This window comes from Aeoliella straminimaris (genome assembly GCF_024054565.1).
In the GTDB taxonomy this organism is placed as follows: domain Bacteria; phylum Planctomycetota; class Planctomycetia; order Pirellulales; family Lacipirellulaceae; genus Aeoliella; species Aeoliella straminimaris.
The window spans coordinates 377,324-395,460 of sequence record NZ_JAMXLR010000092.1 but is presented as its reverse complement, the minus strand read 5'-3'; the positions used below and the strand labels follow the sequence as shown (position 1 = coordinate 395,460).

At 60.4% G+C, this 18,137-nt stretch carries 10 protein-coding genes; 6 read left to right on the top strand and 4 right to left on the bottom strand.

Going from position 1 to position 18,137, the window contains the following annotated elements:
* Nucleotides 1-32: 32 nt before the first annotated feature.
* Nucleotides 33-1,619 carry an alkaline phosphatase D family protein gene (locus NG895_RS27355; RefSeq protein WP_252855749.1) on the top strand — a complete coding sequence of 529 codons (1,587 nt, stop codon included), beginning with the start codon at nucleotides 33-35 and terminating at the stop codon, nucleotides 1,617-1,619.
* A gap of 276 nt (nucleotides 1,620-1,895) precedes the next feature.
* Nucleotides 1,896-3,800, top strand: coding sequence for a GH39 family glycosyl hydrolase (locus NG895_RS27350; RefSeq protein WP_252855748.1), 1,905 nt, complete (start codon nucleotides 1,896-1,898; stop codon nucleotides 3,798-3,800).
* A 105-nt stretch (nucleotides 3,801-3,905) separates the two neighbouring features.
* Here NG895_RS27350 and NG895_RS27345 read toward each other — a convergent pair whose 3' ends face one another.
* A complete protein-coding gene (locus NG895_RS27345) occupies nucleotides 3,906-4,901 on the bottom strand; it encodes a hypothetical protein (RefSeq protein WP_252855747.1) in 996 nt (331 codons plus the stop codon).
* Nucleotides 4,902-5,649: 748 nt separating this feature from the next.
* Between NG895_RS27345 and NG895_RS27340 the strand changes: the two genes are divergently transcribed.
* The 3 genes from NG895_RS27340 to NG895_RS27330 all read left to right on the top strand — a co-directional run bounded on the left by NG895_RS27340 (nucleotide 5,650) and on the right by NG895_RS27330 (nucleotide 8,185).
* Complete coding sequence (locus NG895_RS27340) at nucleotides 5,650-6,426, top strand: hypothetical protein (RefSeq protein ID WP_252855746.1); 777 nt, start codon at nucleotides 5,650-5,652, stop codon at nucleotides 6,424-6,426.
* A 167-nt stretch (nucleotides 6,427-6,593) separates the two neighbouring features.
* Entirely contained in the window at nucleotides 6,594-7,394 is an 801-nt protein-coding gene (locus NG895_RS27335; RefSeq protein ID WP_252855745.1) for a dienelactone hydrolase family protein, read from the top strand.
* Between the two features lie 125 nt (nucleotides 7,395-7,519).
* Nucleotides 7,520-8,185, top strand: coding sequence for a YMGG-like glycine zipper-containing protein (locus tag NG895_RS27330; RefSeq protein WP_252855744.1), 666 nt, complete (start codon nucleotides 7,520-7,522; stop codon nucleotides 8,183-8,185).
* Between the two features lie 23 nt (nucleotides 8,186-8,208).
* On the opposite strand, the gene NG895_RS27325 is transcribed toward NG895_RS27330, so the two are convergent.
* Nucleotides 8,209-9,528 (bottom strand): PQQ-binding-like beta-propeller repeat protein, encoded by a 1,320-nt coding sequence (locus NG895_RS27325; protein ID WP_252855743.1) that lies wholly within the window; start codon nucleotides 9,526-9,528, stop codon nucleotides 8,209-8,211.
* Between the two features lie 212 nt (nucleotides 9,529-9,740).
* Here NG895_RS27325 and NG895_RS27320 point away from each other — a divergent pair, with 212 nt between their 5' ends.
* On the top strand, nucleotides 9,741-10,736 hold the full coding sequence (locus NG895_RS27320; RefSeq protein ID WP_252855742.1) for a glycosyltransferase family 2 protein: 996 nt from the start codon (nucleotides 9,741-9,743) through the stop codon (nucleotides 10,734-10,736).
* A 9-nt stretch (nucleotides 10,737-10,745) separates the two neighbouring features.
* Here the strand turns inward: NG895_RS27320 and NG895_RS27315 are convergent, their stop codons facing one another.
* Together NG895_RS27315 and NG895_RS27310 are read right to left on the bottom strand one after the other, a co-directional pair.
* Nucleotides 10,746-11,855 carry a hypothetical protein gene (locus NG895_RS27315; RefSeq protein WP_252855741.1) on the bottom strand — a complete coding sequence of 370 codons (1,110 nt, stop codon included), beginning with the start codon at nucleotides 11,853-11,855 and terminating at the stop codon, nucleotides 10,746-10,748.
* A gap of 149 nt (nucleotides 11,856-12,004) precedes the next feature.
* Nucleotides 12,005-18,079 carry a malectin domain-containing carbohydrate-binding protein gene (locus NG895_RS27310; RefSeq protein ID WP_252855740.1) on the bottom strand — a complete coding sequence of 2,025 codons (6,075 nt, stop codon included), beginning with the start codon at nucleotides 18,077-18,079 and terminating at the stop codon, nucleotides 12,005-12,007.
* Nucleotides 18,080-18,137: the final 58 nt, after the last annotated feature.

Sequence of the window (18,137 nt, the reverse complement as noted above, 5' to 3'; positions counted from 1 at the left end):
ACCTCACGCCCCCATTTGCGTCAAGGAATACGATGCAGCTACCTACTACCCAGCAGTTTCGGGCCGCGGCCCGCCGCGCCGGCGGCGTTGATCGTCGATTGTTCATGGCCTACGTCGCAGGACTGACCGCGGCTCCTATGGTTCGCGCCGCCGACAAATTGGAGACGGAGAAGCCCGTGTCCAACGATCCCTTCACGCTGGGAGTTGCATCGGGCGATCCGGCCAACAACAGCGTGCTGCTGTGGACCCGTTTGGCGACCCAACCGCTCGAGCCCGGCGGCGGCATGGATCTCGCGCCTGTGCGTGTGCGATGGGAAGTTGCCGAAGACGAACAATTCAATAGCGTCGTGCAACGCGGTCGGTCGTGGGCCACACCGCAACTCGGTCACTCGGTGCACGTGGCGGTCGACGGGCTGCGGCCCGATCGTTGGTACCACTATCGGTTCATGGTGGGCGACGCGACCAGCCCCGTCGGGCGGACCCGCACCACGCCGCGCCGCGTGGCAAGCCCCGACCTGTTCCGCTTTGCGTTTGCTTCGTGCCAACACTACGAGGCGGGCCATTACGCGGCTTATCGCCACATGGCCGAACAGGACCTCGACATGGTCGTGCACCTGGGCGACTACATCTACGAAGGCAAGGGCAAGAAAGGCGGCGTTCGCAAACACCTCGGTAAGGAAATCAACTCGCTGGACGACTACCGCATTCGCCACGCCCAGTACCGCAGCGATCCGCTGCTGCAAGCGATGCACGCCCAGTGCCCGTGGATGGTGACCTGGGACGATCATGAGTTCGACAACAACTACGCCGGCGATATTTCGGAACAACTGGATGTCGACCCGGTGGAGTTTCTCATTCGTCGCGCGAACGCCTACCAGGCCTACTACGAAATGATGCCGCTCCGCCGGCGTTCGCTGCCGCAAGGTCCTCACATGCGGCTGTATCGCAAGGTGCGGATTGGTGATCTGGCAGAGATGTTCGTGCTCGACACCCGGCAGTACCGCAGCGACCAGCCACATGACGATACGAAGCACGACATCGACGACGACTGCCTCCAACCGACGCAATCGCTGTTGGGCACCAAGCAGCGCGACTGGCTGGAAGGGTCGCTGCTGGCCTCCGAGTCGCGGTGGAACATCCTCGCCCAGCAGGTGATGATGGGCGCCGTGGATCGCAAGCAAGGTCCCGAACGGGAGTACTCCATGGATCAGTGGCCCGGCTGCCAATACGAGCGGAACCACTTGATGTCGTACCTGGCCGATCGTCGGGTGAGCAACCCGGTCGTGCTGACCGGCGACATTCACTCGAACTGGGTGAACGACCTGCACCAGGACGACCTGTTGGGCGAGTCGCCGGTGGTGGCTACCGAGTTTGTCGGCACCTCGATCTCTAGTGGCGGCAACGGCCCGAAGTCGCTGGATATCTCCGCGCTGCAAAACGAGAACCCCGGCCTGCGCTACCACGACCGCCGGCGGGGCTACGTCGCGTGCGAGTTGACGCCCGAGAGTTGGACCAGCCGCTATTACGCGGTCGACGATGTGACCGATCCCGAGAGCGCCGTGGAACAGTCGGCCGCGTTTGTGGTCGAGTCGGGCCGACCAGGTGCCCAGCAGGTGTAACCTGCTGGCCAGCTAACCGAGCAGGAGAGGGGAAACTCCGTTTGGAGAGGGCGGCGATGCCAACTGGGCGTCGCCGCCCTGTTTTTTTTGTGTGGGAGGCAAGCGGCAATATTTCTAGCGGAGCGATCAGATACAGCCGGAGGCACCAATGGTCGCGGCAAGGTAGTGTTCCTCTGTGTGGTAGCTAGTGGCACCCCGCCGGCAACCATGCTCAAATCACGTCATTACGACCTGTGGTTCATTGCTTCACTCAACGCAATTTGCCTTTAACTCACCATGCAACGCACCAACGGTTTTTTCATCGTCATAGTTCTCCTTATCTTCAATGCACCGGCCCCCGCCGTCGAACCCCAGGCATCTCCCTATGGCGTTTGCTCGCATCTCGTCGGGCACGAATTCGATCAGCGCGCAACAACTTTGCGCTTGATGGAAGCGGCTGGCATTCAATGGGCCCGCGCTGACTTCTCCTGGACCGCAGTGCAACCCGCCCCGGACACGTGGAAGTTTGAACGCGTTGACGCCCTACTTAAAAGTGCCCCGCAAGACCACATTCAGGTTCTTCCGATACTGGATTACAACAACCGCTTTGCGGATCCCGCATGGCAGCACCTCGATGCGTGGGAGCTCTATGTGCGAACGATGGTAGAGCGCTATCAGGATCGAGTTCCCGTCTGGGAGATCTGGAACGAGCAGAACTTGCAGGGCTTCTGGAAGGACCCCAATCCGGAGCATTACTTTGCCCTGCTGAAGAGAAGCTATGAAACCATAAAATCGGTTAACCCCGACTTAAAAGTTGCGGTCGGCGGATATGCCGGCATTCCATTCGATTATATCGAGAAGCTCTATCAATCAGGTGGTGGCAAGTTCTTTGACATCATGAATGTTCATCCCTACAGCCATCCACTTCCCCCGGAGCAAAACCTTGAAGAGAGCCTGCATCAGCTCAGGGAGCTGATGACTGAATACGGCGATGAAAACAAACCCATCTGGATAACGGAAATTGGCTGGCCTACTCACAAGCCGGAATTCACTTCTCCGGGATTTCTGCAGGAGGCTCTGAAAAGTGTGCTGCCCGAGAAGAAAACCTACAGGATAATTTGCATTAAGGATCCTGAAAGTGACCAACCCGGCTGGCTTCTCAAACAGCGGATTGCCATCCGGCTGCCCGCGGGTAGCTCCATCGAGGCGCTGGACTATGAGGATGTTGCACCGACCCTCGACCGGAATGAAATTGATGTTGTCGTGATGCCGCCCAGCGAGAACTACTACGCAGATGGATTTGACCGCATCGTCCGCTACGTCAAAGAGGGCGGCACGGTAGTAGATCTGTATGGCATGCCTTTCTGGTACGGCTTCACAAAAACGCAGAACGGTTCGTGGCAGAAAACCAACACGACAGGCTACCGCGAACTCCGCATCCAGGCAGAGGGCTGGTGGAACAACAAAGGGATCATCCCGGAAGAGATGACCGTAGAATATGCCGGTCCGGTGGCCGGTCTGCCAGACCAGCCGAAGAAGATAACCGCCAACCGCTTTCTGCAACCCTACAATTTTAGAGAGGGCGATCGATTCATTCCCCTGCTGCAGGGGAAGAATGATGAATACACCGGCACGGCGGCGGCAATCTTTGACTTCGATAGCGACTGGAAAGGAGCTGTCATCGTAAACACGATGCGTGAAGGCGCTGGACGCGTTGTTGATCAATCCGGACAGGCGGAGATGCTTACACGCTCGCAGCTCATTGCCAGACGCTGTGGCGTCGAACGCATTTTCTGGTACGAGTTCCAGGCGCCCGAGCACGACCAGCACGACAAAGAGTCGCACTTTGGCATCGTGCACAACGATTTCAGTGAGAAACCCGCCTACTCCGCCTACCGGACTCTGACGAGCCAGTTACCCGCCGGATCCACATTCACGGACTCCAAGTGGCGCAGCGCAGATAAGTCACTTTATTATCCTCAGTGGAAGCTGCCGGACGGAACCTCCGCCGGCGCGATCTGGTCCTACAAGAACTCAGGAACCGTCCGCGTCGAGTTCCGTGACGCACCGCCGTCCTTCACCTCGCACACCGGCAACCCGTTGTCTCCCTCGCTTTCAGGCAACAGCGCTGTCCTGACTGTCAGCGGTGCACCTGTTTACTTCAGAGGTGCGGAAATAGAGTCGATTGACGCCGAATTTTGAGATGCCACCGAACCTTGTGTACGGCGGTAGGTAGGTTGAGGTAGGTTGCCTGCTTGCGATGAATTGGGTTTGTCACAAACCCGCTGCATTCCAGCAGCACGGCCGTCAAGGTTCGTCATCCGGGCGGACACCGAACCATAGTCGATTGCCCGGCTTGAATGCGACGCGGATCTCGAAGTTCTCGAACGCCGGTCCACCGGGGACTGGTGAGTTCGACATCCAATAGTTTCTGCGGCCATTGACGGCCACCACGGGGTTGGCATCGCGGTTGGCTCGCCAGTAATGCACAGCTTTCTTGCCAACATACCGCCAGTGACGCGCCACGTTGGCGTCATACTCAACGGCGGCGGGATCGGGAGCATCGGACGAAATCGGAACGGATACGGTGCCGTGTTGATCGAGAGCGAGTTGATTGGTTGACCATGTTCTCCAAGGGAAGAAGCCGAAGGCATCGAGCTGGTCACCTTTCCAAAGATCCAAGGCCGTTGCGACGCGACCGTCCTTAAGGTGAATGTCGCGAAGCTGCCCATAGTTGCCCATCGTGGCGGACAGCACACAACTGGTCATCGGAGCGCTGCCTTCTGCTGCATGCGTGACAAACTCGATCTCGTACGGAGCCTGCTCTCGAAAAACACACTCGATCACGGGCTGAGCTCCGTTCTGGAAGGGTTCGGTGTGAATGAATACCCGCAGCGTCTTCTGCTGCCTGCCCAAGACTCCGCCAACCGGATCGGCGACGCGCGGCGCGTCGATCGTGTCAGTTGACCAGAACGAGAGGCCACGACTCTCCGGATGTTCCCGGCTTATTTGCAATTCGGACTGATCGCGGCCCTGCTGCCCACGCACACTTGGCTCAATCGAGATGTAATTGACAACACGGGGAAACACCTGCCCCAGGAATGGAGCGTAAACCCGAATGAGTCCGCGCGGGCCTGGGGTCGGCGCCAAACCAATTTGCAGGCCCGCTTTATGGCCCCAAACTGGGAGCTGCGAGTCGACGCCATCACCCGGCCGTACAAAGGAATCCGCGGCGGGCGAGTCACTTCCAGTGGTAAGGCATGCGGCAACGACGGCAATCAGAATTGCTGGCGATCTGTTCATCCGGTGGGTTGCGATTCGAGTGGATGCGATTTTGGACACAATCGGGGTCCAAAAGCGGCGATGCTGGGAGCCTCGTATGGCAGGAGGTTCTGCCCGCGCTGTGTTTGGCCATTTTACAGGATCTTCCACCGGCAGGTTCACCCGGCGAGCGGAGTACTTTTCGCTGGTCGGATCCGGCTTGTTGGGACCGCTGGAATCGGCTGCGTCCCCCTGCTCTGGTGCGTTTTTTTCGTAGCTGGATGTAGTTATTTGACACCCGCGGGGGGACAATGTGGGGTTGGAAGTGCCGAAGTCCGAGACGGCCCCTGCAGGTAGCCCGGGTCGATGGGCGGGGCTGGCTGGGAATCAGGAGAGTGAGGGGACCGGCACCGGTGCGCGGGAGCAGACGGCCACCAGCGGAGTATTGGTCCCACTAGCTGAGTTTTGGGACACCGGCGGACATGCGGAGAACAACATGGTGGGTTTTGTCGCCTCCCCCCCAAATTTTCATCGAGAAAATAAGGGAGTTCACCACTTGGGGGGGACCAAAACGGTGAGAGTTGTGGGCCCATGGATTGAGATTGGGGACGTTGCGACAAAAAAGTCGGCGGCAAAGCGGACCCGGTGGCGGTGCAAACTGCGACCCGCCGATACCGCCGCCCGTGGTCGGGGTTGGATCTCCCAGGGATACGGCGCGACGGCTTGGCCTCGATGGGCCAGAACACCGCTTTTTCGCGTTGAAATACAGTTGTTTGAAGGAGATATGGCGATGCGACGTTTTGTCACAGGTTTGGTGGCGGTAGTGGCAGCGGTGGCGTTGACCACAGACGCTGGCGCCCAGGGGCGCGGCGGTGGACGTTTTGGCGGTGGCATGGGCATGCGTGGCGGTGTGCAGCGTGGGGCCCTGCTGCGGCTGGAGTCGGTACAGGAAGAGTTGGAGATCGATGGCTCGGTAGTCGAAGAGGTTACCGCTGCCCAACGCGAAATGCGTGGCGGCCGTGGCCAAGGTCAGCGGGGTAACTTCCGCGACATGAGCCCCGAAGAGCGTGAGGCCGCGATGGAAGAAATGCGTGCCGCGCGAGCCGAGCAGCAGAAGAAGATGAATGACAAGCTGGCCGAGATCCTGGGCGTCGATCGTTTCGAGCGCCTCAACGAGATCTTCGTGCAGACCGCCGGCGTTGCCGCGCTGCAGGATCCAATGGTTGTCGAGAAACTGGGCATCACCGAGGAACAAACCGAGGAGATGCAACAAGTGGCCCGCGACGCCATGTCGGGCATGCGAGAAGCCTTCCAATCGCAAGACCGCGACGCCATTCGCGAGAAGATGGAAGAAATTCGTGCCGACATCGAGAAGGACACCATGGGCGTGCTCTCCAGCGACCAGAAGGAAAAGCTGGAAAAGATGAAGGGTGAACCGTTCAAGCTGTCGGAAGAAGACCAGCAAGCCCTGAGTGGTGGCCGTGGTGGCCGCGCTCGTGGTGGCGATGCGGCTCCTGGCGGCCGCGGCGGTCGTGCCCGCGGTGGTCGTCCCCAAGCCGACGAATAAGGCGGAACTTGGTTTGCAGGGGACAAGTTCCTGGGCGAGTGGCATGGGCTCCGGCACGTGCTGCTCGCCTTTTTGCTGCGCGGGGGCGAGCTGTGCTAAACTGACCTGCAGGTCCGATTTACTCGGAACCTGGCAAGTGTCACCACCACCGAAGGAGGTTCTTCACCATGCGTTACGCCACCATTGCCATGCTTCTGGCCCTGCTGTTTACGCCTTTGGCGTTGGCCGACGAAACGGCCAAGCGCCTGGAGAGTTCGCCCCGCCACCATGAGTGGGTCGATCTGAAGACGGCCGATGGACGGACCGTGAAATGCTGGGTCGTCTATCCGGAAGTCAGTGAGAAGGCCACCGCGGTGCTCGTGATCCACGAGAACAGGGGCCTGAACGACTGGGCCCGCAGCGCCGCCGATCAAGTGGCCGAGGCCGGTTACATCGCGATCGCGCCCGATATGCTCAGTGGCACCGGCCCCGATGGCGGTGGCACCAGCAGCTTTGCCTCGGAGGATGCCGCCCGCACGGGCATCTATCAGCTCAAACAGGACAATGTAACGGCAAACCTCGACGCGGCGTACAAGTACGCCAAGCAGCTGGACGCCGCGAATGGCAAAGTGGCAGTGAGCGGTTTCTGCTGGGGCGGCGGGCAGTCGTTTGCCTATGCCACAAAGAATCCGGAGCTTGCCGCGGCGTTCGTCTTCTACGGTACCGCCCCCAAGGACGAAGCAGCGCTCGAGTCGATCAAGTGCCCGGTGTACGGATTCTACGGCGGCAACGACTTCCGCATCACCGGCCAAGTGCCCGACGTGGCGGAAAAGATGAAGGAATTGGGCAAGAAGTATGAGCCCGCCATCTACGAGGATGCCGGCCACGGCTTTATGCGGGCGGGGGAAGCGGAGGATGCTAGCAAGGCCAACCGCGCCGGTCACGATCAAGCTTGGCAGCGCTGGAAAAAGCTGCTTTCGGGCCTGTAAAACCGAAGCCTTTCGCTAGCAACGCCAGAGTGTGGCCCGGCAGTTTTCTCTTGCCACAGCGGGCAAATGCCGATATGGATACTGCGCCGATAGGTCTTCCGTTCACGACCCCGCGAGTATCCCAGATGGCTACCCACCGTTTCCGTTCGTCGTTTGTTCGCCAAGCATTGCTTTGCACGTGCGTGGTGGCGGCAATCGCGTCGCCCGCCGCCGCACAGCAGTACTACTATCAACCGCCCCCCAGCTACTACCACAACGATACCCGCGAGGGCACCGTGACGGGCGCTGGACTGGGAGCAATCACCGGCGCGCTGATTGGCGGCAAGAAGAACTGGGAAGGTGGAGCACTGATCGGCGCTGGTGTTGGCGCCCTTACGGGTCGCGCCATTGGCAGCGCACGCGACAATGCCGATGCCCAGCAGGTGGCAGTTGGTTCGTCGGTGGCCGCACAAGCCAACGCTCAGGCGGTGGCCAACAGTGTCTCGAACTACGACCTGGTGCAAATGACTCAGGCCGGCCTGAGCGACGAGTTGATTATCAGCACGATCCGCAGCCGCGGGGGCCGATTCGACATGAGCCCGAATGGCTTGATCGCTCTGAAACAATCCGGTGTGAGCGACCGCGTGGTACTGGCAGCGCAGCAGTTCGGTAGCAACAGCGTGGCCACGCCCATCAATCCGCCAACCACGGTGCATGTCGCGTCGCCGCCGGTGATTGTTCGCCCGGCGCCGGTCATCCACTACTATCACGGTCCGCGGTACCACTACCGCCACCACCATTGGCACTGGTAGCGGCGGCGAGCACCTGCGGCCATTTACTCCTGCTCCACGCAGTACAGTGTGGACGTGGAACGAATGAAGAGCTGACCATCGCTCACAGCCGGGGTGGCGCTGAACTCGCCGGTGTCCGAATCGAAGCGATTGGTGGCGAGTTGCTCGAATTCTTCGCCCGCCTTGATCACGAAACCATCGCCGTTGCGGCTGATGTAGTAGAGCTTGTCGTCGGCGATCACGGCCGATGAATAGTCGCCGCCGGGGCCACGACCACCGCCGCCGCCACTGACGCCACGCAGTCGCTCCTTGTAGACCTGATCGCCGGTCTCGGCATCCACACAAGTAGCAATACCGCCAGAAACCCAGTACAGTCGGCCTTCGTAGAGCACCGGCGTGCCGATACGGCCCGATGCGTTGTTGGTCCATACCGCCGAATCGGTGACATCGCCCTTGCCGCCAACGCTAACGGCCACGGCGTCCGAGTCGCGGCTGCCCAGCACGTAGGCCACCGGATCAGGGCCCTGGCTGACAACCAGGCTGCCGGTCGCGGAGTTGGACTCGCCGCCGGGTTGGACGCAGTACCAACGCAGTTTGCCGTTCTGCGGGTTAAGCCCCCAGACCTCGCCGGGCACGTTCAACACGATGTCGGTTCGCTGGTCGTCCACCTGCACAATGACCGGAGTGGTCCAGGTGCCACTGAGGGTGGGGGCCTCTTGCTTCCACACCTCGTGGCCATCGGTCTTGTCGAGCGCCACGATCGATTCGCTCTCGGCGCCGGCTGTGATGATCACCATATCGTTGTACAGCACAGGGCTCGAAGCGGAGCCCCAGTGGCGGGGATCGAGCCCCGTGCCGACACTGGTGTTCCAAAGCTGCTTGCCTTCCAGGTCGAACGCGTAGACGCCCGACTTGCCGAAGAAGCAATATACCCGCTCGCCATCGCTAGCCGGGGTGTGGCTGGCGTAGCCGTTCTCGGCAAACATGCCGCGAAACTCGTCTTCCGGCAGCACCGCGTCCACCGACTCGGTCCATAGAATATCGCCCGAGTTGCGATCGACACATACCAGCGCCCGCTTGAGGTTCTCCATGTTGTCCGAAGAGCCTTCGCCCGCGGCGTAGCCCGTCCAACAGGTGACAAACACCTTGTCGCCCACGACGATGGGACTCGAGAGTCCCGGCCCGGGCAGTTCGCACTTCCACTTCAGGTTTTCCTCGTCACCCCAGGTGGTGGGGAGCGATTTTTCGTCGGTGCTCAGCCCTGTGCCCGAGTCGCCCCGAAAACGAAGCCAGTCGGACGCGGTCGCCGGTGTCGATACCACCAGAAGCAGTAGCACCAATAAAACGCGAAGAGAGAGATGCATGGTGAGCTTCCTTCTGTGAAAATGGGTAATTGGCGCGCAACACGGTACGCACCTGAAACCCCGAAAGTGGACCTGGGTGTCTAGAGTTTAGCCGATTTTTCGCCAATTCAAACTTCCAAATTGGGGTTCTCGCCCTGCGGATCGATTTCTACAATCCGCCCCGCTAGCTCCCCCTGCCCTGCCCTCCACGCCAAAATGGATCTCGAACTGCCATGCGGACGACCTGCCTGGTGAACAACTACAATTACCGCGAGTTCATCGCCGACGCGGTGGATAGCGCACTAGCGCAGAGTTTGCCCTTCGACGAAATCGTGGTGGTCGACGATGGCTCGACCGACGACAGCCTGTGGCACCTGCGGCAACGCTATACCAACCGGCCGGTGGTCTCGATCGTGGCCAAAGAGAACGGCGGGCAACTTTCGGCTTTCAACGCCGGGATGGAAGAATCGACCGGCGACGTGATCTTCTTTCTCGATGCCGACGACCTGTACCGCGTGGACTACGTCGAGCGGACCGTGGAATTGTACAAGTCCGAGGGCATCGACTTCGCCATCGCGGGCGTGGAGTCGTTTGGGCCAGCGCTGAAGCGTCAGCGGAAAAGGTTCCCCCGCCGCGACCTGGGTTATTCAACCCTGGCGACCCTGTTGGGCAAGACCTACGTGGGCGGGCCCACATCGGCAATTTCCATGCACCGCCGCATCGCCACGTCAGTGCTCCCCTGCCCCTTCGAACAAGATTGGCGCACCCGAGCCGACGATGTGCTGGTGTTAGGCTCGTCGATCGCCGGAGCGCGAAAATACCAGATGGCTGGCGTTGGAGTCGACTACCGGGTGCATGGCGGCAATAACTTCTCGGGTCGCAAGCGCATGGTGGGGCACAAGCTGCGGCACGGGCTCGCCGTCAATCGGTTGGTGCAGTGGTACGCCAAGCAAATGGGCTACGACACCGACGAACTACCCACGCTGCTGCACCGCGAATTTCAAACCATCGAACACCCCACGCTGCGCGAGTGGTGGAACTATCTGAAGATGTCGTGGCGCAGCCATGTTCCCCTGGCGGTGCGAGCTCGCCACTTGGGGGAGACAACGCAGCATTACTGGAAGGAACGTCTCACCCGCAGCGCAGACGATACGGTTGCGGAAGAACCCACCCAGGGTGAGATCCTCTCACTTCCTGCACGCCAATCGGAACAGCGGCGGGCAGCCTGACGTAAGTTCTCAAGCAATGCCACCGCCGCTGGCGCGGAACCGCAGCACCTGCACCCCCAGACGGTCGAGCGTCGTGGTGTAGTGGGTGCCGGTACTCGCTGCACTCGTGCCCGCAAACAGATTGTCCACGGTGTACGTCTGCGGCAGTCCATCGATCGACACGGTCATCGGCGACTCGGTAGAGTTCACCAACACCACGTAGCGGTCACCATCCAACGAGTAGTTGCCATACTGAAGCGTGGGGTATTCGTGTACTCCGCCGAACATGTCGGTATACATGTACGTTTGCGGAACATCTTGGGCCACGATCTCGAGATCGTCCTTTTCCTCACCTGCCAGGAACACCCGTTGCAGGTCGAGTTCACCCGTCAGGTCGGTCGCCACGGAGCCGTAGGCCTCGAACTGCTCGTTGTGGGTGGTGAGGTTAGTGCGATTCTCGTACATCGAGAACACGTTGAGGCTCGTGATGCCCTTGACCAATGCCAGGTAGACATCATTGCGAATCACGCGCTCGATCTCTGTGGCCACGGTGCCCGTCTCAGGATCGGTAAAGTCCTCGTACAACTGGAAGATCGCCTGCGGCGTGGCGCCCAGTTCGGCGGCAGCCTGCAGGATCTGATCGAAGTTCCAGACCGCCAATCCCGACCGCTCAGGTCCGCGATTCTCCATGGTGGTCATGTAGGTGCCCTTGGTGATGACATCCAGCTTTTCGCCAATCATCACCAATTGCTCGGCCGTACGGTTGTTGGCCTGGTAATTCCACACCGGGCGGGGATCGACTCCACGCTCGGCTTCCACCTCGCGAATGGTATCGACCGTGATATCCAAGTAACGCAGATCGTCCTCCGACCAGTAGCGGATTTCCTCCGGAGTCACCGCCCACCGCGCCACGGTGGCGTTGGCCACGGGGTCGTCGATCACGGCCTCGACCTGCTGACGGGCGTAATCGGCAATCTCCGCATCCGACAGCGAGGCAATCACGCCGCCACGGTCGTACAGGCTAACCCCTTGCAGCGAAGGATGAGCTCGCAGTTGATAGGTGAACTTCAGCCCCGCCTCGGCGGCCTGGTGCACGTAGCCCAGTTCTTGCCAGGCGTAGTCATAATAGGGCCCTGCCATGGTAAAGCCCTCTTCCACCACCCGCTCGATGTTGGACTTCGAGGGGTCATAGTCGTTCTGTCCGACAATGGCGTACAGACCGAAGGCGATCTGCTGACCGTAGGGGTAAATCCCAGTGGGATCCAGCTGCTCATAGCCGCTGGACGCTGTTAGGCGAAAAAAGCCGATTCCGGAGGGGCAATGGCAATGATCTCGATACCCTTGATAGCCGGGTTCTGATTCACATGCATCAGGTCGATGTCGATGTTGCCGTCCGACTGGATGACGAACGACTCCATCACCGCGGTGTAGCCGCCGACCTTGGCGTAGATGTCGTAGTTGTCCAGGACAATATCGCCATCGATCGCCACGTCGAACACTCGCTTACCCACACCGAAGGTACCGCTATAGATGTCGGCGAAGTACAGCCGCACTTCGTAATACTGGCCCTGTTCGGCTGCGAAGTTCCATTCCATCTCGCTGCCACCATTCGGGTCGTACCGCTCGGACTTGAACATCGACTCGGGCACGTTGTCGGGAATCGACGAGTGGCTCATGTCGATGCCGTGGCTGGTTGAGTAAGTCTGACTGCCCGAATTCACGTAGCCACCGTCGTCGACCCAATTGGGATCGCCACTAATGGTGCCGCCACCAGCGTTGATTCGATAGATGGTGTCGCCCATTTGCGGATCGACAATCACTTCCTCCTCAACCGTAAGCGTCACACTTTGGCTGTCGCTCAGCACGGGGTTGCCATCGTCGGTAACAGTAATACTGAAGCTCGTCACACCGGCGTCGCCCACCTGCGGTGCGATCGTCAGGGTGGCGGTGCCGTTGCCGTTGTCCGCCAGCGAGGCGTAACTCGGCAAGTTGGTGGCCGAGAATGCCAGGTTGTTGTTGTCAGGGTCGTTGGCCGTGATGCTTACGATCACTGTCTCGCCTTCAACAGCATACTGATTGGCGATGGTGGCCAGCACAGGAGCTTCGTTGGCCGCCACCACGGGGTTGTACTGCACCAACACGTGAGCAGCCTCGCTATTCACGTTGCCCTCGACCGCTACGGCCACCAAGTGGTTCAAGCCACCTTCCTCGTCGGTGTTCAACAGCGTGATGGGCACATCGGTGAATCCGCCCGCACCGATAACGACGGTCTGCTCGTCGAGTCCGATCACCTTGTTCGATTCGTACGGATCGACGTCATAGCCGCCTCCCGGAACGCCCGCCAGGTGCAAGGCTGCTTCGGCGTGCATCAGTCGCACAGTCGAGCCCGCTTGACCATAGACGCGAACTACCTGGTTGGCGTCGCTGGTCGTAGTCGGCGTGCCGCCAAGCCCCAGAATCTGGAGCGTCGGTGTGGTCAGGGTATTGGCCTCTAGGGTCGTCTCGCCACCGGTGAGACTGCCGGACTTACGGAACAGCGAGGTGGTGAGCACCGAACCATCTTCGAAGGTGATGGTGACCAGCGAGCCCGTCAGTTCCATCCCCGAAACGCTGCCGGAAGCCTCAGGTCCCGGGTCCGCGGCGCCGCGGATCGTGGTGGGATCGATATCAATCGAGAAGCTGATCGACTCGCCGGGGTCAAAGTCGTCGAAGGCGATTTCCAAGGCCTGGAAGCCCGTGTGCAGGGCCTTGTCGAAGGTGCGTCCCTCGTAGCCGGTGCTGGAACCGCCACCGTTGACCGTGAAGTCCTTGCCCACCGGATCGCCCGCGGTGCCATACGGATCGAACACGATGTCGGGCAGCAGGGCCGCGTCGATGTCGAACCGCACCGAAGTAATCCGCTCGCCCGCGTTCGAGTTGTTCGCAATTTCGAACGAGCCATTGCTGTAGGTGCTCGACGAACTGAGCGATCCACCCGAGTCGACATCGATGTACACCGAAGCAGTCTCGGCTGCCGGCGCGGCACCAGCACCCGTGAGCGACACACTCAGTGGCGAATTGCTGCCCGAGTGAACCACTGACAGGCTGGCCGCCTGGTTGCCGGAACTGAGGGGAGCGAACTCGACGTCGATGAACGCCGCTCCGCCGGCGGGAATGGTGAGCGTGCCAGTGGTGGTCACTTTGTACGCTGCGGCACCAGGGCCGACGAATACCAGGTCGGAGGTGTCGACGGTGATCGCCGGATCGCCCGACTCGCCCAGATTGATGACGGCGAACGACTTGGTTGCCGAACCACCTGTGGGCACGGTGCCAAAGTCGAGTGCGGTAACGCTGGTCGTCAGCATTTCGGGCGATGCAGTACCCACAGTCAGGATCTCAATTGCCCGGATCTCTGGATTCTGTATTTCGTGCAGGAAGTCGATATCGATGTTGGTGTCGGCCGTGACGACAAACGACTTGACCACGCCGTTGTTCTTGCCAACGTCGGCGTAGATGTCGTAGTTATCGAGCACCTTCTCGCCTTCGATCACGACGTCGAACACTCGCTTGCCGACGCCCGAAGTACCGGAATAGGTCTCGGCGAAGTACAGTCGCACTTCGTACTGGCCAGGATCGACGGCAAAGTCGTATTGCATCTCCTGTCCACTCGTCGAGTCGTATCGTTCGGTATTGAAGATACCTTGCGGAGTGCCCTCGGGCATGGAAGCATCGGACAAGCTGACGCTGCCCGACGAGTAGCTGTAGCTCTTGGCATCGCCAGCGTTGGTGTAGGGGCTGTCCGATACCCAGCTGGGATCGTCACTCACGGTGCCGCCACCGGCGTTGACTCGGTAAACCACCTCGCCCCCCACCACGGGCGGAGGAGAAGCATTCACCGTGATGTTCATCACCTGGCTGTCGGAGAGTGACGGGCTGCCATTGTCGGTGACGGTTACGGTGAAACTGTCGGAACCGACGTCGCCACTCTCCGGAGCCAGGGTTAGTGTGCCGGTGCCGTTACCGTGATCGACAAACGAGGCGTAACCGGGCAAGTTGTCAATTTCTAGGGCAATGTCGTCGTTGTCCTGGTCGTTGGCCGTAATGGTCACCTGCTGCACGGTGCCGGCAGTGAGTATCTGGTCGGCAATCGGCGACAGGACCGGCGCCAAGTTTGAGGGCGCCTCGGCGAATACCTCGATCAGATCCCAGGTAGCGGGGATAGCCGGTGCGGCGCCCACCGAGGTGGAGATGATGCCGACGGCCATGCCTTGGGTAGCGCTGGTCAGCCAACTGGCCGGCACCGCAATCGGCGAACCGAGGACGGTCCTCCCCGCACCATCGACGTCGTAGCTGGCCTGAACCGTGGAGTTTGCGACATCTACCGTCAGGTAGAGATCGATTCCCGCGGGTCCGGGAAGAGTAAGGTTGGCCGAAGGACCAGCGGTCGCAACGCCGCCGATTTCGAGCTGAGTGGTGATGCCAGTCGCGGAGACCACGATCTTGAAGTAATTGTCCTGGTCGCCCGTGCCAATGAACATGCCCATCGACTGCTCTCCCTCGGGAGCGTCGTCGCCGAAGGGGGCCAGGATCTTGGTGTGGGCCGTAGCGGGCGTGGTGGCCGAGGCGACGTTCACCCCGAACTGGAAGGCTTGCTCTTGCGTGTTCAGCGACCCCGTGGCGTCGCCTTCGTTAATCATATCCATTGTCAACACGCCGGCCGCACCGCCAGAGGTGAGCTTGGTGGTATCGAATAGCGACTCATAGTCGTTCACGCCATTGGTCATCAGGCCGGTAAAACCGGCGTTGATCAACCCGCCAATGTCGCTACCCTCGTTCTCCCAGGTGTGCGAGATGCCGACGTATGTGGTCAAACCATTGTCGGGATCGATGGCAAACGGATCTTCGTGATCGAGTAGACCGTCGTTGTCGTCGTCGTTGTCCAACAGGTTCGAGACAAAGTCGAGGTCCCAATCGGCCGGGTAGTCGGCTGCGTTCTCGGGATTGGTGTTGTTGGCCAATTCGTCGTCGTTCTGGTAGCCGTCGCCATCGGTGTCGTCGGGATCGTGGGTCACGATACCACCGCCATTCAGGTAGTCGGCCGGCTCGAACACCTCGATCTTGCCGTTACCGATGTCGGCCACCCAGATGGTCCCCGGGAACTTGCCATCGTCGCCAACGGCCGTCACGTCCAGCGGTACCGAGCCCACCGAACTGAACAGCTGCTCTTCGAGCATGGCCTCGTCGCCCGTGGCGTTGAGCTTCACTCGCTTGATGCTGTTATTGAAGCTGGCTGCCAGCAAATCGCCCTTCAGCGAGCCCTGGAAGTTGCTGGCGGTGTATTCTGTCAGGCCATTGGTCGAGCTGCCCCATACGTGCAGCGCGCCATTCTCGTCGCCCGGCTTGCGGTAGTCGGACTCGATGTCGTTGCCTTCGCTCACAGGCGACTGCGGGTCGCTGTCGTTGAACGTGTTCTCCGGGTTCGAGCGAGTGGGGTTCGGATGGCCGCCATAATAGCCTTCGCCTGTTACGTAGTGCAGGCTGTCGCCGTAGGTATTGCCGCCGTTGTTCGAGTCGTTGGTCGCCTCGCCGGTGGTACCTTCGCCGTTGGGGACGCCACCCCAGCCGGCGTTGGGGCCGTTATCCACCGTGTACATGCGGCCGTCTTCGGTGAGGACCACGTCGTACGGGTTGCGGAAGCCGGGTGCGTAAACTTGCACTGGTCCGTTCGGATCGAGAATCGCCTGGTTCTTGCCGTCATTGCCACCGAAGGGATCGTTGGGGTCCTCGCCCGGATGATCTTCGTCGTCCAGCGTTGGCAAGTCATAAGTGGTATCGCCAATTGCGTCGAGGTCGACGCTCAGGATAGCGGCCGACAGCGCGAATTCAGGCAGATAGGCAAAGTTATTGGACGGCGCGCCCATGTTCGTGAGGCCGCCTTGGGCGATGTACAGCGTGTTGGTCGTGTGGTCGAGCACCATACCGTTCGAGGCGTGGTTCTCTTCCGAGCGTGGCAAACCGCGGACTAGGTCGAGCTTCTCCCACGCACTGCCCGTCCATGTGAGTCGAGAAAGAATGCCCGAATTGGTGTCGAGATTCAAGTCGGTGCCCGATCCGCCGGCGCCGATGCGAGGATCGCTCGACGTGACGTAGATCACCGGGTTGCTCTCCGTACCGTCGACGAACAGGCCGGTGACCAGACGCTCGTCGACCGATGGGTTGAGCGTTCCGTCGTCATTGTGGTTGGCGATCTGCTGAATCGAGGTGATCGTCTCAGTCGCCACGACCACGTAGTCGTTGGCGGCCGCTCGTTCGATGGTATAAATCTTGACGATGCCATCTTGCTGGGCGACGTACAGCCGTCCGTCCGGACCAAACTGCAGCGAGGTCGGCCGCGAGGCATCCTCGCCATTGAGGGCCGACTTCATGAAGCTGATGGGCACTTCGCTCACGCCGGTCCCACTCAGGTCGATGCCGATCGGCGAGTTGTCGCCCGAGTGCGGAATCGAGAGCTGCGCGCCCTTGGTGGAAGCATCGTCGGCCGTGAAGCTGACGTACAGCGTAGCCGACTCGCCCGGATTGAGGGTGAACTGCGAACTGGTATCGAAGCTGGCAGCGAACGCCGCGGCGTCGGTGCCGGTAATGGCAAGCTGCGCCGGGTCGATGGTGATCGCTGGATCGCCCGACTCGCCAATGTTCGTGAGTGTCACGGTTTGCTGCAGCGTGTTGCCAACCAGCGTACCGGCAAAGTCGAGCGAACTGCTGGAGACCGACAGTGTGTTGGCCGTGGCCACCTGCTGCAGAATTTCGATGCCCTTGATCGCCGGGTTCTGGACGACGTGGCCAAAGTCGATGTCCAGGTTCGAGTCGCTGGAGACCATGAACGACTTCATCACGCCCTTGTAGCCACCGACGTCGGCGTAAATGTCGTAGTTGTCCAGGACATTTTGGCCTTCGATCGATACGTCGAATAACCGCTTGCCAACGCCCTGGGCCCCGTTGTAGATCTCGGCAAAGTACAACCGCACTTCATAGTTGCCAGGCGCAACGGCGAAGTCCCACTGCATCTCCGCACCGCCATCGGCGTCGTACAGTTCGGACTTGAACAGCCCCTCCGGAATCCCCACCGGCAACGAGGCGTCGCTGAGGTTGATGGAATTGGAGACCGAGTAATTGGTTGACGTATTTGTAAAGCCTGAGCTACCAACCCAGTTAGGCGTATCGCCGATCGTTCCCCCACCGGCGTTGATGCGGTACAGCACGTCGGCGGCCAACAACTGCCGCTCTTCGAGATTCTCGAGTGTCAGCGACCGTTGACCGCGGTTAGCCTTACGGATCAATCGATTCGTGCGACGGCCGTGGCGTCGGCCAAATGGATTGGAACTCATGAATAGCCTGCCGCCCGTAGCTGGGCGACCCCCAATGAATAGAAAAGTAGCGTGCGGG

What these genes read in the sequence shown, in the direction of transcription:
- NG895_RS27310 (WP_252855740.1), bottom strand. Translation starts at nt 18,079, where the DNA reads ATGAGTTCCAATCCATTTGGCCGACGCCACGGCCGTCGCACGAATCGA.
- NG895_RS27350 (WP_252855748.1), top strand. Translation starts at nt 1,896, where the DNA reads ATGCAACGCACCAACGGTTTTTTCATCGTCATAGTTCTCCTTATCTTC.
- NG895_RS27325 (WP_252855743.1), bottom strand. Translation starts at nt 9,528, where the DNA reads ATGCATCTCTCTCTTCGCGTTTTATTGGTGCTACTGCTTCTGGTGGTA.
- NG895_RS27320 (WP_252855742.1), top strand. Translation starts at nt 9,741, where the DNA reads ATGCGGACGACCTGCCTGGTGAACAACTACAATTACCGCGAGTTCATC.
- NG895_RS27315 (WP_252855741.1), bottom strand. Translation starts at nt 11,855, where the DNA reads ATGGCAGGGCCCTATTATGACTACGCCTGGCAAGAACTGGGCTACGTG.
- NG895_RS27345 (WP_252855747.1), bottom strand. Translation starts at nt 4,901, where the DNA reads ATGAACAGATCGCCAGCAATTCTGATTGCCGTCGTTGCCGCATGCCTT.
- NG895_RS27340 (WP_252855746.1), top strand. Translation starts at nt 5,650, where the DNA reads ATGCGACGTTTTGTCACAGGTTTGGTGGCGGTAGTGGCAGCGGTGGCG.
- NG895_RS27355 (WP_252855749.1), top strand. Translation starts at nt 33, where the DNA reads ATGCAGCTACCTACTACCCAGCAGTTTCGGGCCGCGGCCCGCCGCGCC.
- NG895_RS27330 (WP_252855744.1), top strand. Translation starts at nt 7,520, where the DNA reads ATGGCTACCCACCGTTTCCGTTCGTCGTTTGTTCGCCAAGCATTGCTT.
- NG895_RS27335 (WP_252855745.1), top strand. Translation starts at nt 6,594, where the DNA reads ATGCGTTACGCCACCATTGCCATGCTTCTGGCCCTGCTGTTTACGCCT.